Raw genomic sequence first — 18177 nt, 5'->3', positions numbered from 1 at the left:
GATAGTATAAAAGTGTCGTTTATATCAGTCTAAAAGGATGTTGTAATGATGATGTGGCAAAAGGAACGCCGTGTAACAGAACATAAACTGTATGAATTTATTGGCGCTTCAATTCTTCTTTTGAGTCTATTGGGGCTCTTTATGGCTATTAGAGGCCTGTTCGTAGTGGCAGGTGTCTTAATCATTTATTTGGTGCTAAATGTATTATTTGATCGGTCTTATCCAAAAAATATTGAGTTAGCTAATCCGCACACAACGCTGTATTTATTTCCGAAAGATGAGGGTGAGCTTCAGTTTGTATTCTCGAATATAGGGAAATTCCCCCTTATAAACGGTCATTTACATATGCAAGTCAATCAAACGATTAAACCTGCTTCACATTTAAAGTACCAAGGCCGGCAAATAAACGATATTGAAATACCACTATCTTTGATAGGAAAGAAAAAGACGATTATCACATTCAAGTTTACCGCAGAGCAGCGCGGAGCGGCCCGCTTTAATAACATATCTTATCGATTTCCGCATTTATTTAGTTTTTCTGACGTTCGTCTCAGTTATCAACATTTTTTCAAGCCCGAAATTGTCGTATTTCCTCAAAGCACACCTGTTTCTGGTATTGATATTTTGAAACAATTCGAACCGGGACATCAACCGGTTCGCAATTCTATCTATGAAGACCTTATGCATACAGTTGGAACGCGTAATTATACATCTCGAGATCCATTCCAACGTATTAATTGGAAGGCATCTGCTAAATCGCAGGAATTACAAACGAATATTTATGAAACCGTTATGGATGATGCTTACGTATTTATTGTGAATGCGTCTATGTCATCAGACCCCAGTTCCCAAGAGCATATTCAAGTCGATGACCTTGAGGGTCGTTTGTCTGCGGCAACATTTTTGTGTCAGTTTGCTGTAGAACATCATATCCCGTTTGAGATGATGATTAATACTTTAAAACCTGGCCGCCCACCGTTTATACATGTGAGGGAAGGTGAAGGCAAGCAACACTTAATTAGAGCAATGGAAATGCTCGCACGTGTTCCTAAAGAACCTATTGTCTATCCATTTATATCGTTACTCCATCATGTCGCACAAAATTTATCACGTCCAAAGACGATCGTTGTGATTGGTGATGTACCCCCTGAAGGGCACTCTGTCATGAATGATTTGATGTATGAACATCCGAATGTTCTTAACGTTGTATTTTCGAAACATGGAGACGCAAGTCTAAAACCTTGGATAAGTGACGTGATAACAAATGCGAGATAATCAGCTATTATTCACCTATGCGTATTCTTTTTTATGTGAAGCACTTCTTTTATTTATGCTGTTATCTCCAGTTTTGCAGCTATTTACTCGAGACGTGCCATATATGTCCTTTTTAGGTGTGACAATGGTGATGTGTATCGGCTTTTCCATGTTAACGAAGTACAATATGATTCAGCCACTGTTTATTGTAATGGGACTCTCATTTATTCCTGTTTTTTATTTGTTAGGTTTTACAGTCGTGCCCAGCGTTGCACTTCCTTTATTAATGACATGGCGTTACTTAATCATTCGACAGGACACGCTTTTAAAAAGAAATGATACATATCTTCGTATCGTGTGCGTATTGCCAATTATCATTTTCATAGTGTTAAAAGACTGGGAAATCATTCTGTATGCCGTTTTAACCCTTTTGATTTTAATAGCTGGCTTCATGCTCAGTCATATGAATAACATGGATGCCAGGCAGAAAAAGAGCGTTCTAGGAACATTATCGCTTTATTTAGGGACATTACTAGCAGGTGGGGTAGGGTATTTATTTTTATTTGATGTCGTTCAATATGGTGTCGTTAATGCATGGCGATTATTGACATCAACGGTCATTGCGATAGGGAAATTCATTTTAAATCCAGTTGAAAAACCGCTTGATCAGCTCCAAGAGCACATTCAAGAAAATGTCGACTCGGAGGAAAAGAGTTTAATACCGAATCGTGAGGATCGATTTGAATCCAGACAAGATTCATCGATTGAAGAAGCCTTGCCAATCATTCACATCATCTTTATAGGAATTGGTATTGCCCTTATAATCTTATTCATTGTGCGGTATTCTCGCCAACATTGGAGTCAAAAACAGCAATCTTTTTCTGACGGCGTTACATATGAAGACATTGATTTTAATGACAAAGGAAAAAATCGTTCAAGCTGGTCTGATTCAATAAGGAACAAATATCTTAAGCGACGACATCCTGTTCGAAAAAAGGTGCACAATTTAGAAAAGCAGGCAGTTAGAACAGAATACAAACGATATCGCTTTGAAACCATTGAAGAATGGCTTACTAGAATTGGCTTTCATGATGACTTGGCTGTGTATCAGCATGTGCGATATGGTGAGGAAGACGTTTCTGAAAGTGCTATTGCACGGTTTGATAAAAAGTTAGATGATCTTTTGACTTTATTAAAGAAATAGTTCCTGTCTTTTGGATACAGCATCATACAACTCATTAAAAAACCTGAACATTGATTCATGATGAAGCATCTGAATCGGTTCAGGTTTTTATAATAAATACGTCATGTTTTTATATATTCGACAGTTACACAGATTGACAAGACGGGCATAGCCCATAAATTTCAAACTTATGATCATTTATTTGATAGCCTGCCAATGCTTTTTTTAATTGTTCCATGGGACACATATCTATTTCTTTAGTGCCGCCACAATGGCTACAAATAAAATGATGGTGATGATGATGAGAACAGCGGAGCCTAAAATGCTTCTCCCCTTGTAATGTTGTTGATTCTAATAGACCCATTTCATGATACAGGTGGAGATTACGATAAACAGTATCGAAGCTAATATTCGGATGCGTGCTTTCCATATAGGTATTTAGGTCTTTCGCTGTGCGATAGCCATCGGCCTCTTCAAAAAAGCGAATGATGTCCAAACGTTTGTCAGTGATTTTAAAGTTGTGTGCTTTAAGCATATTGACGGCTTCTTGTTGATTCATCGCTGCTGCCTCCTTTATAAGCTGTTCGGATCCGTTTATAAATTAACGTAGCTATTAAGATAAAGATAGCGGTTAGAACAATCGTACCGCCTGGTGGTATGCCAAGATAATATCCGGTTACGAGTCCAATTATGACCGCAAACTCTCCGAATATAATTGACATGATGACCATTTGTTTAAATCCCTTCGATACTCTTATGGCTGCTGCGACAGGTAATGTCATTAAAGCGGATACTAACAATACACCTACGATTCGAATCGAAGCCGCTATAACGAGCGCGGTTAACACGATAAATAGCAAATGAATCCACTTTGCATGTATCCCTGATACAGTCGCATGTTCTTCGTCAAAGGACAGCGTAATTAATTCTTTATAAAATAGGAGTATAACAATGATAATAAAAATGGATATACCTAGAATCGATAGAAAATCAGTTTGGCTCACAGCTGATACGGACCCGAATAAATAGTTGAATAGATCTGTGTTAAAGCCATTGGCCAATGATATGAAAATGACACTAAGGCCGACACCACCAGATAAAATGATCGGGATGGCTAACTCTTGAAACGCCCTATACACGCTACGTAATTTCTCAATTAGAACTGACCCAATCACTGAAAAAATCATGCCGCCATAAAGTGGTGAAATCGCAACAATTCCCCATCTCTTATCAATATATAAGGCAAAAGCAATTCCTGCAAGCGTCACATGGGATAGTGCATCAGCGAGCAGAGAAAGCCGTCTGACAACAATAAATGAGCCGAGTAATGGTGCGATAATACCGATCAGGAGACCCGTATACAACGTATGCCGCAAAAAATCATAATGCAAAAAATCTGCAATCACGACAATTCCTCCTTTTCGTCTGGATCATGCTCGACGAGATTGACCGGATAACCGTAAAACTTGGACAGATCTGTCGCCGTTAGTGACGTATAGTCATCAGGTTCACCGTGAAAATGGAGCGTTTTATTTAAACAAACAATATCGGTGGCATGCTTTGTCATTGTGCCAGTATCATGCGTGACGAGCAGCATCGTAATCCCTTGTTCTTGATTGAGCTTTTTTAACAAATCATAAAAACGATCGACATTTTCAGCGTCAACACCGACGGTTGGTTCATCTAATATGAGCAATTCAGGGTCGCTAACGAGTGCGCGCGCGATAAACACACGCTGCTGCTGTCCGCCTGATAGGTCGCCAATATTTTGGTTCGTGTATGCTTCCATACCGACGCTTTTAATCGCGGTATGGATTTTTTCTTTGTGCGTCTTGTTAAAAAATTTAAAGTAGCCGAGTTTTCCAGTTAGTCCCATCGACACAACCTCATAGACAGTTGCAGGAAATCCTTTATTAAAGGCATTGGATTTTTGTGAGACGAAGCCTATTTTCGTCCAATCCTTAAATGTCTGAATGGGCTGTCCAAACAAATGAATTTGACCTTTATCAGGCTTAAGTAATCCAAGGATGAGCTTAATGAGTGTCGTCTTTCCACCACCATTTGGACCCGTTAGTCCCATAAAAGAGCCGCGTGGTAATTCAAAATCGATTTGTCGCAGGACGCTTGATCGATCATATGTGTATTCTACGTTGTGCATCGTCACAGCGGGTTGTTTCATCGTTATCACCTGTTTTCTGTACCTTTAGTCAGACAGTGCGGTATGAAGTACATTTAAATTGTCTTTCATAATTGTCAAGTAGTCTCGGTCATGCTCAATATCCTCTTCGGTTAAAACACTTAAGTTATGAATGACTAATGCTTCAGCACCGATATCTTCTTGAATAATTTCTGATACTCTGTTTGTAGCGTTTTGTTCAAAAATAATATAATTAATATCGTGTTCTTTTGCCTGTTCAATAACGGAGATGAGCTGTTTTTGAGAAGGCTCCTGGCTAGGCGAAAGTCCACTAATAGGAATTTGTTTTAAGTGGTATCGGGATTCCCAATAGCCGTATGCCGCATGAGCAACTATGATTTCATTTCGGTCTTTCTTATGAAGCTTTTCTTGAAACGTTTCATCAAGTGCTATTAAGTCATTCTTTAAAGCTTGAAAATTGTCCTCGTATAACGTTTTTTGATCTGGATTTAGTTTGATTAAAGCATCTTTGATCATAGAAGACACGTCAACCATTCGAACTGGATCTATCCAAATATGAGGATCATAATCTCCGTGATCATGATCATGACCATGCTGATCGTCTTCATCTTCATCCCCATGAGCATGTGCGTCTTCCTCGTGATCTTCATCATGGCTCATTGCTTCAAATAAAGATTCGTTTTCACCAATTTCAAGAAGAAGTGGTCCATTTTCTTCAGAGTCAAGTGCTTTTGCTGCACTTTCAGCAAAGCTTTCCATACCCATGCCGAGGTAAATAAAGGCATCACTGTCGGCAATATCTGTCATGTCCCTTGAAGAAGGCTCGTACGTATGTGCATCTACACCAGGTGGGTAGACGGTTTTTGCCAAAATAGTATCGCCGCCAATGCGTTCGACAGCATATTGTATCGGGTAGATCGATGTATAAACAGTCAGCTCTGCTTCATTTGCTTTGCCAGCGTCAGATGTACAAGCTGAAAGAAAAATGGCTCCAAAAAGTAACATAAATAATGTGACATAATGTCTCATTCCAATTTAACCCCTTTTTATTCATGATGCAATTTATTATATCGGAATCATTTCGATTTGTAAATAGTAATCATTACGATTTGTTTTTTTTATTAATATCGCTACAATGTCCACAAACAAAAATAATATACAATTATTGACTCATATACAATAGGGGGGTATAGTATATATAAGGAGATTCATACTAAATGAAGTCGATGTCTTTTAAAGGAAAGGATGTGAATCGTTATGCCAGAACACCCACTTGTTCCAAGAACGGATTCTGAAAAGACGGCGGTTATCAACCGATTAAAGCGTATAGAAGGGCAAGTAAGAGGCATTCAAAAAATGATTGAAGAAGATCGCTACTGTGTGGACGTGCTTGTCCAAATAAGTGCGATTAATGCAGCTTTAAAGAAGGTTGGTTTTTCATTAATGGAGCGACATACGAAGCATTGTGTCGCCAACGCTGTGCAGTCTGGTGATGGAGATGTTGCCATTGATGAACTTATAGATGTTATGAAGCAGTTCTCTAAATGAGGGGGTTAATAATATGGAATCAACAAAGCACGTAAACCTTGGTGTAACAGGGATGACATGTGCTGCATGCTCCACTCGGGTTGAAAAAGTGTTGAATAAAATGGACGGGGTCGACGCCAAAGTCAATTTGACGACTGAAAAGGCAACGGTCGACTACGATCCAAACCAAACGTCTGTTGTAGAGATATCACATCGCATTGAAAAACTCGGATATGGTGTGTTAACGGATAAAATAGAGCTCGACGTATTCGGTATGACGTGTGCAGCCTGCTCGACAAGAATTGAAGAAGTGTTAAATAAACAAGCCGGTGTCAAGCAGGCTGCGGTCAATCTTGCGAATGAATCAGCGGCGATTGAATATACACCTGGTCTCATTGATGAAACGGATTTAATTGAACGGATTCAGAAACTCGGTTATGATGCAAAAGAAAAATCATCGAGCAAGGATAAACAGAGCCATAAAGAAACAGAAATTAAACGGATGCAGATGAAATTGGCTGCTGCCATACTTCTGTCACTGCCATTACTCGTCACCATGCTTGATCATTTGTTTGGCATGTCATTGCCAGCAGTGTTCGGTAATCCATGGTTTCAGTTTGCCTTAGCAACACCTGTGCAATTTATCATTGGCTGGCAATTTTATGTTGGTGCATATAAGAATTTGCGCAACAAAAGCGCTAATATGGATGTGCTTGTTGCCCTTGGTACGAGTGCCGCCTATTTTTACAGCTTATATGAAAGTATTCAAACAATTGGCCAGCCAGATTATCAACCACATCTTTATTTTGAAACGAGTGCGATTCTCATTACGTTAATTTTATTTGGGAAATATTTGGAGGCCAATGCAAAAGGACGGACAACGCAAGCTATCTCAAAGTTGTTAAGTCTTCAGGCAAAGCAGGCACGTGTTATGCGTGACGGTGAAGAAGTTATGATACCTGTAGAAGAGGTGCAGGTTGGAGATAGAATTGTTGTTAAGCCAGGAGAAAAAATCCCAGTAGATGGCGTGATTGAATCGGGCCACACATCGATCGATGAATCGATGATAACTGGTGAATCCATTCCAGTTGAGAAGGAAAGCGGCAGTCAAGTTATTGGTGCGACTTTAAATAAAAATGGTACCATTGAGATGTCCGCAACGCGAATTGGAAAGGATACCGCATTAGCTTCAATTGTGAAAGCTGTAGAGGATGCCCAAGGAACCAAAGCACCTATTCAACGATTAGCAGATGTAATTTCGGGATATTTTGTCCCAATTGTTGTGGTTATTGCAGCTGTTACATTTGCAATCTGGTACTTTTTCGCCGTACCGGGAGACATTGAAGCGGCTCTTACTGCTGCGATTGCAGTGCTCGTCATTGCTTGTCCGTGTGCGCTAGGTCTTGCAACACCTACTTCGATTATGGTTGGAACAGGTAAAGGCGCGGAAACAGGCATCCTGTTTAAAGGTGGCGAACATTTAGAGCGTACACATCAACTTGATACGATCGTCTTGGATAAAACTGGGACAATTACAAAGGGTAAACCTGAAGTGACGTATTTTTCAGGGGATGAAGAGGCGCTACAAATGCTCGTTAGCGCAGAAAAAGGCTCAGAGCATCCATTGGCCGATGCCATCGTCTCTTATGGAAAGGAAAATGACATATCCATTCTTGAGGCTGATAGCTTTGAGGCGATACCAGGACACGGTATTCAAGCTACAATCAGTGATCAAAATGTCTTGGTCGGAACACGCAAATTGATGCATGATCATCAAATCGGGACAACATCTGTTGAACAAGACTTGATCGATTACGAAATGAAAGGGCAGACAGCCATGCTCATTGCCATCGATGGCGCGCTTCGCGGGATTGTAGCCGCTGCTGACACGCCAAAGGATACGGCAATTGAGGCAATTAAGCAGTTGCACGATGAAGGACTCGATGTCATTATGCTGACAGGTGATAATGAACGCACTGCACAGGCAATTGCTAAGCAGGTTGGCATTGATCACGTCATTGCACAAGTCCTTCCTGAGGAAAAGGCCAGTAAGGTAGCAGATATTCAACGTCAAGGTAAGAAAGTCGCTATGGTTGGAGATGGCATTAACGATGCGCCGGCATTGGCTACTGCGGATATCGGAATTGCGATTGGAACAGGAACAGAAATTGCAATTGAAGCGGCTGATATTACCATTCTCGGCGGTGAGCTGCTCTTAATTCCAAAGGCGATCAAGCTTAGCCATGCAACGATTCGAAACATTAGACAAAATTTATTTTGGGCTTTCGGTTATAATAGTGCCGGGATCCCGATTGCCGCATTTGGATTGCTCGCACCATGGGTAGCAGGAGCTGCTATGGCGCTCAGTTCAGTTAGTGTTGTAACGAATGCCCTTCGTTTAAAACGGGTAAAACTTTAACTAAAAAGGAGAATGTAAAATGGAAACGACATTAAAAGTAGAAGGTATGACATGTGGACATTGCAAGCAAGCTGTTGAAGGTACGCTTAAAGCATTAAACGGCGTAACAGACGTGAAGGTTGATCTCGCCTCTGGTGAGGTTACAGTTAAGCATGACGATTCAGTATCCCTAAAAGACATGCAATCAGCCATTGAAGACCAAGGCTATGATGTCGTAGCATAGCTTTAACCTGGTAAAAGGGATTAGGACAAAACAAGCTAAAAAACTTAAAAAGGTTTCAATCATCGACTTTTGATGACTGAAACCTTTTTGATTTGGATGTTTTACGTTTTATATAAGGAAAAAAACGCCAAGGACAATTCCGACTGCCCAACCGTATGTATAATGAATGATGCTTCCTTTTTTTGAGCTGACGTGATAAACAAGAGACATAATAAAGAGGAAATAAAGAATTAGAAAGTAGAAAGTAAACAATGGTGACATAAAAGAATCCCATCCATCTCGAAATCAAATCACTCGAGACAATGAAAGCTAGTCCGATAACTGAAATAAAACTGAATCCCCCTATTAAAATAGGTAAGGACTTCCATAAAGAATGATTCAACAAATGCGGCTGTTTTTTTAACTGCAAAAAGCTAGTAATGTACAACCAAGTGATCGTTAAGACAATTAAACCAATCACTAAATAAACCGTCCGATCACCATTAGCAAGTATACCAGATGTTTTAAGCCATACATTAAGTAAAATTAATAATGTAACGTAAATCATTGTTGTGATAACCTGTAACGCAGTCTTCATTATATTAACCCCTTAACGTAACACGAATTTAATTCATAACATAACAATAATACTGTTGTTTTGCAATTTTTTAACGATATGTATATGGCATTAAAAAAGGGACGTACCAATAGGTAGCCCCTGCCTGCTTATTGCTCTACAAGCTGGTCAAGCGTAACGTCAAATTCGCTTGCCGGATCATCAAGAGGATAGACACGCGCTGTTTTTTTATCTTCATCAACGTGTTGGATATAAATCTCCTTTCCCTCAAATGTAACTCTGATGAGTTTACCTGACTCAACAATTTCCTTCGCCCGTTGTAAATCCATCTAAACACCTCCTTCAATGAATTGAATTAAAAGGTCCTTTTTCAGATAATCCATTAAGCTCGACGCGTTGCTCATTATTAATCTCGTCGAGAGGAAACACTGTTGCAGTGCCGTCATCATTAATGTGTTTTAAATATATCGGAATGCCCCGGTAAGTGACTTGGATCATGGCCGGAGAATTAATAATGTCATGTGCCTGTTGATCATTCATGCATCGTCCTCCTCAGAGGTCGTAGTCGTATATATAAACGGGTGATGGGTATGCTATACGCCAGCACGTTTCATCGTGCAAGGCTGATTTGGTATACGCCTCGGTCAGTACTAATTAAAAACGTGTTACCGTCAAACTCATATAAAGACGTGTCTTCAAGCGGAATTTCATACGTCATATTTGGTAAAGCTTGAAAATCATCTGTTGTGAATGTTTCACCATATCCATTTAAATGAAGGGCATATTTCGGAATATAATGATCCCATCCACCTGTCTCTTTCGCGTAAGAAATGCGATCCAATTCAAGGCGAATGACATCCACATCGTCCATTTCAATTTTTTTAATGACGATCTGTTCGCCACTCCACTGATTAATGAGCTCATTGAAGGCATCAACAGATAAAAATTGTGGGTCCATGTTCATCCCTCCTACGTATAACATGCCTTTTGCACGGAAATTCATACAACATCATTGGTTGGCAAATATCGGTGTCATGAATTGTTGACGTTAAAAAAAGTATTTTCCGACGAATCTGATCTATTTGTATTGCGAAAAACAAAAGAGTCCTCTATAATGAAAAATAAGTGGATAGCGATCTATCTTTATTTTTTCAACAAAAAATGAATGAGTATTCATTCAAAGTATGGGGATTGGGGGATGAAATTATGAAGCGAACGATCAAACGGGCTGCTGTTCTTGGATCAGGTGTCATGGGTTCAGGCATTGCAGCACACTTAGCCAATGTAGGCATATCCACATTGTTGTTGGACATCGTGCCTCGAGAAGTAACGGCAGGGGAAGAGAAAAAAGGGTTAACCCTTGAAGACAAAGCTGTCCGTAATCGTATGGCTGCACAAGGAAAACAAGCGTTAACTAAACAAAAACCGTCACCAATTACATCTAAAGCAAGTCTTGATTTGATTCAAGTTGGCAATATGGAAGATGATATGGACAAACTCAATGAAGTCGATTGGATTATTGAAGTCGTTGTGGAAAATCTCGACATAAAGAAGAAGGTGTTGGCGAAGGTTGATCAATACCGTAAGCCGGGTTCGATCATTTCATCAAATACGTCAGGCATTTCAATCGAAGCAATGTCAGCGGACTGCTCGGAAGACTTTAAAGCCCATTTTCTCGGGACACATTTTTTTAACCCACCGAGATATTTAAAGCTACTTGAAGTCATTCCAACAGAGCATACCGACCCAGACGTATTATCCTTTATGAAAACGTTCGGTGAAGATGTTCTTGGTAAAGGTGTTGTAGAAGCGAAAGACACGCCAAACTTTATCGCGAACCGCATCGGAACGTACGGATTGCTCGTCACGGTTCAGGAAATGCTAAAGGGAGGCTTTTCTGTCGGTGAAGTGGATTCTGTAACAGGCCCGCTAATTGGCAGACCGAAAAGTGCAACCTTTCGTACATTAGACGTTGTCGGCCTTGATACGTTTATTCATGTGGCCCAAAATGTGCGTGATCAAGTAGAAGGCGACGAAAAGGCTGTTTTTGAAATACCATCTTTTTTACAAGCATTATCTGATAAAGGCTGGATCGGTGAAAAGAGCGGGCAAGGCTTTTATCAAAAGAAAAAAGGAAAAGACGGAAGCACCATTCTTGAACTTGATCCCGACACGCTACAATATGGCGAACGTAAAAAACTAAAAACTCCAGCCATGGAAATGGCCAAACAAGAAAAAGGGTCACGCCGTAAATTGAAAGCGCTTATCAAAGCGAAGGATGATCAAGCTGGGCAGCTCGTATGGAATGTGCTGAAGCCTGTCCTCATTTATTCAGCGGACTTACTTGGTCACATTGCTGATGATATTGTTGCGATTGATGATGCGATGAAATGGGGCTTCGGCTGGGAAATGGGCCCATTTGAAACGTGGGATGCCATCGGTGTTGCCAAATCGGTTGAACGTATGCAAAAAGAAGGAGATACAGTTCCTCAATGGGTTTTAGATATGCTCGATTCAGGACACGAATCGTTTTATAAATCAGAGCATGGCAAACGGTATTATTTTGCCAATGGGACATACGAACAACAGTCCTTTAATCCAAAAGAGATTAATTTAAAACGCCTTAAAGATGTCAATGGTGTTATTAAGAAAAATTCAGGTGCGAGTTTGATAGATTTAGGCGATGGTGTGGCTGGTCTCGAATTTCATTCTCAGAGCAATGCGATCGGTCTTGACATCATCCAAATGATTAACGCGGCTATTAAAGAAGTCAATCAAAATTATGAAGGCCTTGTTATTGGAAACCAAGGTAAAAACTTCTGTGTTGGCGCCAATATCGGTATGATGCTGATGGCTGCACAAGATCAAGACTTCTTTGAGCTTGATATGGTCGTTCGTCAATTTCAAAACATGACGTTAAACATTAAATACGCTGAAAAACCTGTTGTTACAGCACCATTTAATATGACACTCGGTGGCGGTGCTGAAGTCTCCTTACCAGCGGCAGCCATTCAAGCGTCAGCAGAAACGTATATGGGGCTTGTTGAATTTGGTGTCGGTCTCATTCCAGGTGGCGGTGGCACAAAAGAATTGTATTTGAAGGAGCTACGCAACATCCCTAACGGCATCGATGTGGACCTTACAAAAGTTGCGAATGATGTATTCCAAAAAGTCGCCATGGCCCAAGTGTCAACGTCAGCTGCAGAAGCACGTGAAAATGGCTTCTTAGATGCACATGATGCGATTAGTGTGAATCCGGATCACTTGCTTCATGATGCGAAACAAAAAGTGTTGGCACTCGCTAAGGCTGGGTATACACCGCCAAAACAAGAAACTGTACCAGTCGTTGGGGACCCAGGTTATGCGGCGATGCTCTTAGGTGCCAAGACACTACAATTTGGTGGCTATGCGTCAGATCACGACGTTAAAATTGCAGAAAAACTCGCCTACGTTTTATCTGGCGGACGCATTAAGCAAGGTTCCGTCATTACAGAACAGGCAATGCTTGATCTGGAACGAGAAGCATTTCTTAGCTTAATCGGTGAGCCAAAAACACAGCAACGGATGCAGCATATGCTCCTTAAAGGAAAGCCACTTAGAAACTAAAGAAGAGGGGGAAAAAACGTGAAAGAAGCAGTGATTGTTGCAGGTGCGAGAACACCTGTCGGAAAGGCTAATAAAGGCTCGCTTGCCCATACACGACCAGATGATATGGCGGCCCTCACAATCAAGGAAACTATGAAACGTGCTGGAGATTATGAAGGTCCAATAGATGATGTCATTATTGGCTGTGCGATGCCTGAAGCTGAACAAGGGATGAACATGGCGCGTAATATTGCTGGACTTGCAGGATTGAAGCATGATGTTCCTGGGATTACGATAAACCGCTATTGCTCATCTGGGCTACAAAGCATTGCATATGCCTCAGAGCGTATTATGCTTGGTGCCAGTGACGCCATTATCGCAGGGGGTACTGAGTCAATGAGTCTCGTACCAATGCCTGGCTATATCGTTAAACCGAACCCGACACTCGTTGAACAGGCACCAGGATATTATATGGGGATGGGACACACGGCAGAAGAAGTGGCGAATCGCTTTAACATATCACGGGCAGATCAGGATGCGTTCGCTGTCCAAAGCCATCAGCGAGCGGCTCAAGCGATTGCAGAAGGGAAATTCGCTGATGAAATCGTCCCTGTAGAGGTAACAGAGCGTAGACTTGATAAGAACAATAAAGTAACAGAACACACAACGACTTTCAAAATGGATGAAGGTGTTAGACCCGATACATCCATGGACGCGCTGGCTAAATTACGTCCAGCATTCCATATAAAAGGATCCGTCACAGCCGGTAATTCATCACAAATGAGTGATGGCGCTGCTTCAGTTCTCGTTATGGAACGTGAAAAAGCGGAATCAGAAGGGCTTACACCGCTCGTTAAATTTCGTTCATTTGCAGTTGCTGGCGTTGAACCGGAAATTATGGGTGTCGGTCCAGTTGAAGCGATTCCTAAAGCGTTAAAAATAGCTGGTCTGAACCAATCTGATATTGGACTGTTTGAATTAAATGAGGCATTTGCCTCTCAATCTGTTCATGTCATTAATCAACTAGGTCTTGATCCTGCAATTGTCAATGTAAATGGTGGTGCGATTGCACTCGGACATCCGCTTGGTTGTACGGGAACGAAGCTGACATTATCCCTCATTCATGAAATGAAACGGCGACATGTTCAATTCGGGGTTGTCACGATGTGCATCGGTGGCGGCATGGGTGCAGCTGGCGTATTTGAATTGTTGTAAGCTGGGACCGTCTATTGGATTGTCCCCTATATAACCTATAAAAGAAAGGGCGTATGATCGATGAGCGAAACGACAGAAAAGTTATTCAAAGGTGGCGCGTTTTTAGTTGAGGATTTAACTGGTGAGGATGTCATTACACCTGAAGATTTTACAGAAGAGCATAAAATGATTGCCAAAACGACGGAAGAATTTGTAGTTGGTGAGGTTGTTCCTAAAATTGACAATCTCGAGAACCATGAATTCGAGCATTCGGTTGATCTATTGAAAAAAGCTGGAGAGCTAGGCCTACTCGGCGTTGACGTTCCTGAAGAATATGGCGGTCTCGGATTGGATAAAATCAGTTCATCACTCATTACTGAAAAATTCTCGCTGGCTGGTGGATTCTCCGTCACACACGGTGCGCATGTCGGTATCGGTTCATTGCCGATTGTGTTTTTCGGTAACGATGCACAAAAAGAAACATACTTGCCAAAGCTTGCATCTGGTGAACTGCTTGCTGCCTATGCCTTAACAGAACCAAGCTCAGGTTCAGATGCACTTGGTGCCAAAGCAACGGCAAAACTTAATGAAGCAGGCACGCATTATATTTTAAACGGAGAGAAGCAATGGATTACGAACTCTGCGTTTGCGGATGTGTTTATCGTTTATGCCAAAATTGATGGCGAGCACTTCTCGGCCTTTATCGTAGAACGCGACTATCCTGGCGTCTCAACAGGACCAGAGGAAAAGAAAATGGGGATCAAAAGCTCCTCGACACGGACGCTCGTCCTTGAAGATGCTGAAGTTCCTGTTGAAAACCTGCTTGGAGAAAAAGGACGCGGCCATATTATCGCCTTTAACATTTTAAATGTTGGACGCTATAAGCTTGCGATTGGTGGTGTTGGCGGTGCAAAACGTGGCATTGAACTGGCGACCAAATATGTCAACGAGCGAAAACAGTTCGGTACACCGATTTCAAGCTTTTCATTAACACAAGAAAAGCTCGGTACGATGGCAGCCAATACGTACGCGAATGAAAGTGCCGTTTATCGGACTGTCGGCTTGTTCGAGCAGCGGATGGGTGCTTTGTCAGATGAGCAGCTTAAAGACGGACGCGAAGTTGCCAAGGCGATTGCAGAATATCAGATTGAATGCTCGATGAACAAATATATGTGTACGGAATTGCTAGATTATGTCGCTGATGAAGCCGTTCAACTCCATGGCGGGTATGGGTTCATGCAGGAGTATGAGGTAGAGCGCATGTATCGTGATTCTCGCATTAACCGTATTTTCGAAGGGACAAATGAAATCAACCGTCTCCTCGTTCCAGGGACGCTCCTGAAAAAAGCAATGAAGGGTGAGCTACCACTTCTGCAAAAAGCCCAAAGCCTGCAGGAGGAGCTCATGATGATGATGCCTGAAGAACCAGGATCAGAGCCGTTGGAACAAGAAAAGTACTTGCTGAAAAATGCTAAAAAGCTCGTTTTACTTGGTGCAGGTCTTGCAGCGCAGAAATATATGCAAAAGCTTGATAGAGAGCAAGAAATTTTAGCAAACCTGGCTAATATGACTGCTGAGGTCTTTAATATGGAAGCGGCTATTTTAAGAACTGAAAAAGCACTTAACAGAACAGGTGAGGATAAAAATGAGTTAAAGCTTCTTTATACTCAAGTGTATGTTCAGGAAGCCTTTAATCGAATGGAAGCAGATGCCAAAGAGATTTTGATTGCAGTTGAAGAAGGCGATAACCTGCGCATGATGCTGTCATCATTAAGAAAACTTACACGTCACACACCAATTAATGTCATTGCAAAAAAACGAGCCATCGCAGCACAAATTATCGAAGCAGAAAAATATATCGTTTAAATATAAGACAATTGAGTAGCGTTTTATATAAGAATGGCCATTGGATCATGAAAGATTCAGGGGCCATTCATCTTTATGATGATTTATAACATGATTAAACGCTTTTCGTCGAAATTACAATTTGGATTTGCTATAATGTCATCAGCATAAGGAATGGAGGGGTGTGGATGGCGTTAACCTTTTATTGGTATCCAAATTGCAGTACGTGTAAAAAGGCAAAAAAGTGGTTTGATGACCATGACATTGCATATGAAGCTGTACATATTGTCGATGAAACACCGACAAAGGACCAATTGCTCACATTAATTGAAAACAGTGGTCTCCCAGCGAAGAAGTTTTTTAACACAAGTGGTAAAAAATATCGTGAACTCGGTATGAAGGACAAGCTAACAGATGCAACCGTCGAAGAAATGGCTAATTATTTAGCATCTGACGGAATGCTTATTAAACGGCCGATCGTTACAGACGGCACACGAGTCACGGTTGGTTTTAAAGAAAATGAGTTTGCAAATACATGGTTAGAGCAATAACATGAAATAATGATCATGAACGTGTTATACTATTATCGAAAATGTGTGAGGATTTAATGGAGGGATATTGATGAGTTTACCAAAGGACTTATTGTACTCAGAGGAACACGAATGGATTAAAAAGGAAGATGGCAAGGTACGTATTGGGATTACGGACTTTGCTCAAGACGAGCTTGGAGATATCGTTTTTGTAGAATTACCTGAAGTTGGTGACACGCTAGAAGCTGATGAACCATTTGGCAGTGTTGAATCTGTTAAAACTGTTTCTGAGCTGTATGCGCCTTTAAGTGGTAAAGTCGTTGAGGTGAATGAGGAGCTTGAGGACAGCCCAGAGCTCGTCAATGAATCACCTTACGAAAAAGCTTGGATGGTCGTTGTTGAACCTTCGGATGAAGCTGAATTTGATGATCTATTATCTGCTGACGCTTATCGGGATGTCATCAACGAAGACGATTAATCATATACATGGAAAAAGGCTGGCTTGCACCGATTGGTTCGAGCCAGTTTTCTTCTATTAGATTATAAGCATTTTTCTTGAATGCGCAAGGAGTGCTATGTCATGATGACAAACGTACCGGATAAAGTGATGATTGTTGAAGGGTTGACAGATAAAAGACAGGTCGAAAAAGTGTTAACAGATGACATCGAAGTCATTTGTACCAACGGCACTCTTGGTGTAGAGCGATTTGATGACCTACTTGAGCGCTATGACTTAGACAATAAAGATGTGTACATACTCGTCGATGAGGATGAACCAGGTTTCAAGCTTAGGCGCCAGCTCAGGCACGAGCTGCCTCACGCGATCCACATTCATGTAGCCAGTGAATTTCGTGAAGTTGCCACCACACCATATGATGTCTTAGCGACAGCTTTAGTAGGTAAACACCTCCACGTCAATCCTGACTTTTTATAAGGCTAAATGATCTAGATTGAATGCCCGAGGGCAACCCTCTAAACAAAAACAGCTTATTATACATCAATTAAGGGACAGGATGATCGTTTTGCAGAAGATGACTGAAGCACAGTTGCAAGAAGATAATTATTTATTGTACATTCATACGCCATTTTGTGGGACGTGTCATTTGGCACGAACGATACTTGATAAAATCGAAGCGGTGCATGGGGAGCACATATTTTTCGAGATGAATGCCTCACTATTTCCTGACTTCATGCAAGCGGCTCAAGTCGAAAGTGTTCCTTGCCTAATGATCAAACAAGATGGGCACATTAAGGAAAAAGTATACGCTTTCCAATCAACCGCTAACATATACAATTATCTCCTCACTTATAAACCAGAACTATTTGTTGGTTAAATACGATAATCGGTTCCAAATGACCTGCTTTTCCCTTTGATTATGTTGACAGTTGAGCATGATCATGCTATGATTTAAAGCATTCAATGACAATTAAATTAAGTTCGAACTCTTATCTAGAGCGGTGGAGGGACTGGCCCTATGAAACCGCGGCAACCATCAGACGATATTCGTTTCGTCTGGTAAAGGTGCTAATTCCAGCAAAGCAGCTGCTTTGAAAGATGAGGGAACGTGAAGGCATATACCGACGTCTTTCTGTTCTCTTGCAGAAGGGCGTTTTTCTTTTGGATTCATAGCCAATAAATTTCAAGAAAACAAAAATACTAATAGGGCATGACGCCCAGCAAGGATAATTGCTTTACTTTATGG

General features: G+C 41.2%; 20 protein-coding genes and 1 riboswitch. Of the genes, 12 read left to right on the top strand and 8 right to left on the bottom strand.

Annotated features, from left to right (window positions below; translation table 11 throughout):
* Nucleotides 1–48 precede the first annotated feature (48 nt).
* Nucleotides 49–1275: a DUF58 domain-containing protein gene (locus tag HPC67_RS13390; protein ID WP_217588700.1), complete on the top strand. Its 1227-nt coding sequence runs from the start codon at nucleotides 49–51 to the stop codon at nucleotides 1273–1275.
* Entirely contained in the window at nucleotides 1265–2458 is a 1194-nt protein-coding gene (locus tag HPC67_RS13385) for a hypothetical protein (RefSeq protein ID WP_217588699.1), read from the top strand. The genes HPC67_RS13390 and HPC67_RS13385 overlap by 11 nt, the downstream gene beginning before the upstream one ends.
* Before the next feature lie 124 nt (nucleotides 2459–2582).
* Here the strand turns inward: HPC67_RS13385 and HPC67_RS13380 are convergent, their stop codons facing one another.
* Genes HPC67_RS13380 through HPC67_RS13365 form a run of 4 tightly spaced genes read right to left on the bottom strand, consistent with a single transcriptional unit; the run spans nucleotide 2583 to nucleotide 5624 of the window.
* On the bottom strand, nucleotides 2583–2996 hold the full coding sequence (locus HPC67_RS13380; protein WP_217588698.1) for a Fur family transcriptional regulator: 414 nt from the start codon (nucleotides 2994–2996) through the stop codon (nucleotides 2583–2585).
* Nucleotides 2965–3843, bottom strand: coding sequence for a metal ABC transporter permease (locus HPC67_RS13375; RefSeq protein ID WP_217588697.1), 879 nt, complete (start codon nucleotides 3841–3843; stop codon nucleotides 2965–2967). Before HPC67_RS13375 ends, HPC67_RS13380 begins: the two co-directional genes overlap by 32 nt.
* The gene (locus HPC67_RS13370; protein ID WP_217588696.1) at nucleotides 3840–4616 is read right to left on the bottom strand and encodes a metal ABC transporter ATP-binding protein; all 777 of its coding nucleotides are present in this window, start codon (nucleotides 4614–4616) and stop codon (nucleotides 3840–3842) included. Before HPC67_RS13370 ends, HPC67_RS13375 begins: the two co-directional genes overlap by 4 nt.
* A 24-nt stretch (nucleotides 4617–4640) precedes the next feature.
* On the bottom strand, nucleotides 4641–5624 hold the full coding sequence (locus HPC67_RS13365; RefSeq protein WP_217588695.1) for a metal ABC transporter solute-binding protein, Zn/Mn family: 984 nt from the start codon (nucleotides 5622–5624) through the stop codon (nucleotides 4641–4643).
* Nucleotides 5625–5852: 228 nt separating this feature from the next.
* Here HPC67_RS13365 and HPC67_RS13360 point away from each other — a divergent pair, with 228 nt between their 5' ends.
* Genes HPC67_RS13360 through copZ form a run of 3 tightly spaced genes read left to right on the top strand, consistent with a single transcriptional unit; the run spans nucleotide 5853 to nucleotide 8764 of the window.
* A complete protein-coding gene (locus HPC67_RS13360) occupies nucleotides 5853–6143 on the top strand; it encodes a metal-sensing transcriptional repressor (RefSeq protein WP_217588694.1) in 291 nt (96 codons plus the stop codon).
* Nucleotides 6144–6156: 13 nt separating this feature from the next.
* Nucleotides 6157–8541, top strand: a complete 2385-nt coding sequence (locus tag HPC67_RS13355) for a heavy metal translocating P-type ATPase (protein WP_217588690.1) — start codon at nucleotides 6157–6159, stop codon at nucleotides 8539–8541.
* A 19-nt stretch (nucleotides 8542–8560) separates the two neighbouring features.
* Nucleotides 8561–8764, top strand: coding sequence for a copper chaperone CopZ (copZ, locus tag HPC67_RS13350; protein WP_217588689.1), 204 nt, complete (start codon nucleotides 8561–8563; stop codon nucleotides 8762–8764).
* A gap of 55 nt (nucleotides 8765–8819) precedes the next feature.
* Here copZ and HPC67_RS13345 read toward each other — a convergent pair whose 3' ends face one another.
* From HPC67_RS13345 to ymzB, 4 genes are all read right to left on the bottom strand, one after another.
* Nucleotides 8820–9341, bottom strand: a complete 522-nt coding sequence (locus HPC67_RS13345; RefSeq protein ID WP_217588688.1) for a hypothetical protein — start codon at nucleotides 9339–9341, stop codon at nucleotides 8820–8822.
* Between the two features lie 128 nt (nucleotides 9342–9469).
* Complete coding sequence (locus HPC67_RS13340) at nucleotides 9470–9649, bottom strand: H-type small acid-soluble spore protein (protein ID WP_217588687.1); 180 nt, start codon at nucleotides 9647–9649, stop codon at nucleotides 9470–9472.
* Between the two features lie 13 nt (nucleotides 9650–9662).
* On the bottom strand, nucleotides 9663–9860 hold the full coding sequence (locus HPC67_RS13335; RefSeq protein ID WP_217588686.1) for an H-type small acid-soluble spore protein: 198 nt from the start codon (nucleotides 9858–9860) through the stop codon (nucleotides 9663–9665).
* 70 nt (nucleotides 9861–9930) lie between these two features.
* Nucleotides 9931–10278, bottom strand: coding sequence for a protein YmzB (gene ymzB / locus HPC67_RS13330; protein ID WP_217588685.1), 348 nt, complete (start codon nucleotides 10276–10278; stop codon nucleotides 9931–9933).
* 248 nt (nucleotides 10279–10526) lie between these two features.
* On the opposite strand from ymzB, the gene HPC67_RS13325 reads away from it, so the two are divergent.
* The 7 genes from HPC67_RS13325 to HPC67_RS13295 all read left to right on the top strand — a co-directional run bounded on the left by HPC67_RS13325 (nucleotide 10527) and on the right by HPC67_RS13295 (nucleotide 17808).
* Nucleotides 10527–12926 (top strand): 3-hydroxyacyl-CoA dehydrogenase/enoyl-CoA hydratase family protein, encoded by a 2400-nt coding sequence (locus HPC67_RS13325; protein WP_217588684.1) that lies wholly within the window; start codon nucleotides 10527–10529, stop codon nucleotides 12924–12926.
* An 18-nt stretch (nucleotides 12927–12944) separates the two neighbouring features.
* A complete protein-coding gene (locus HPC67_RS13320; RefSeq protein WP_217588682.1) occupies nucleotides 12945–14120 on the top strand; it encodes an acetyl-CoA C-acetyltransferase in 1176 nt (391 codons plus the stop codon).
* A gap of 60 nt (nucleotides 14121–14180) precedes the next feature.
* Nucleotides 14181–15965: an acyl-CoA dehydrogenase family protein gene (locus tag HPC67_RS13315; RefSeq protein ID WP_217588681.1), complete on the top strand. Its 1785-nt coding sequence runs from the start codon at nucleotides 14181–14183 to the stop codon at nucleotides 15963–15965.
* 167 nt (nucleotides 15966–16132) lie between these two features.
* Complete coding sequence (locus HPC67_RS13310; protein ID WP_217588680.1) at nucleotides 16133–16495, top strand: arsenate reductase family protein; 363 nt, start codon at nucleotides 16133–16135, stop codon at nucleotides 16493–16495.
* 70 nt (nucleotides 16496–16565) lie between these two features.
* The gene (gene gcvH / locus HPC67_RS13305; protein ID WP_217588679.1) at nucleotides 16566–16952 is read left to right on the top strand and encodes a glycine cleavage system protein GcvH; all 387 of its coding nucleotides are present in this window, start codon (nucleotides 16566–16568) and stop codon (nucleotides 16950–16952) included.
* 102 nt (nucleotides 16953–17054) lie between these two features.
* A complete protein-coding gene (locus HPC67_RS13300) occupies nucleotides 17055–17408 on the top strand; it encodes a toprim domain-containing protein (protein WP_217588678.1) in 354 nt (117 codons plus the stop codon).
* 97 nt (nucleotides 17409–17505) lie between these two features.
* Nucleotides 17506–17808, top strand: coding sequence for a thioredoxin family protein (locus HPC67_RS13295; RefSeq protein ID WP_246570113.1), 303 nt, complete (start codon nucleotides 17506–17508; stop codon nucleotides 17806–17808).
* Nucleotides 17809–17917: 109 nt separating this feature from the next.
* Nucleotides 17918–18036, top strand: a riboswitch (SAM riboswitch).
* Nucleotides 18037–18177: the final 141 nt, after the last annotated feature.

Source organism: Lentibacillus saliphilus, assembly GCF_019093865.1.
Classification (GTDB): domain Bacteria; phylum Bacillota; class Bacilli; order Bacillales; family Amphibacillaceae; genus Lentibacillus_B; species Lentibacillus_B saliphilus.
Note: the sequence above shows the minus strand (reverse complement) of the source record. Positions and strands in the feature narration are given on the sequence as shown.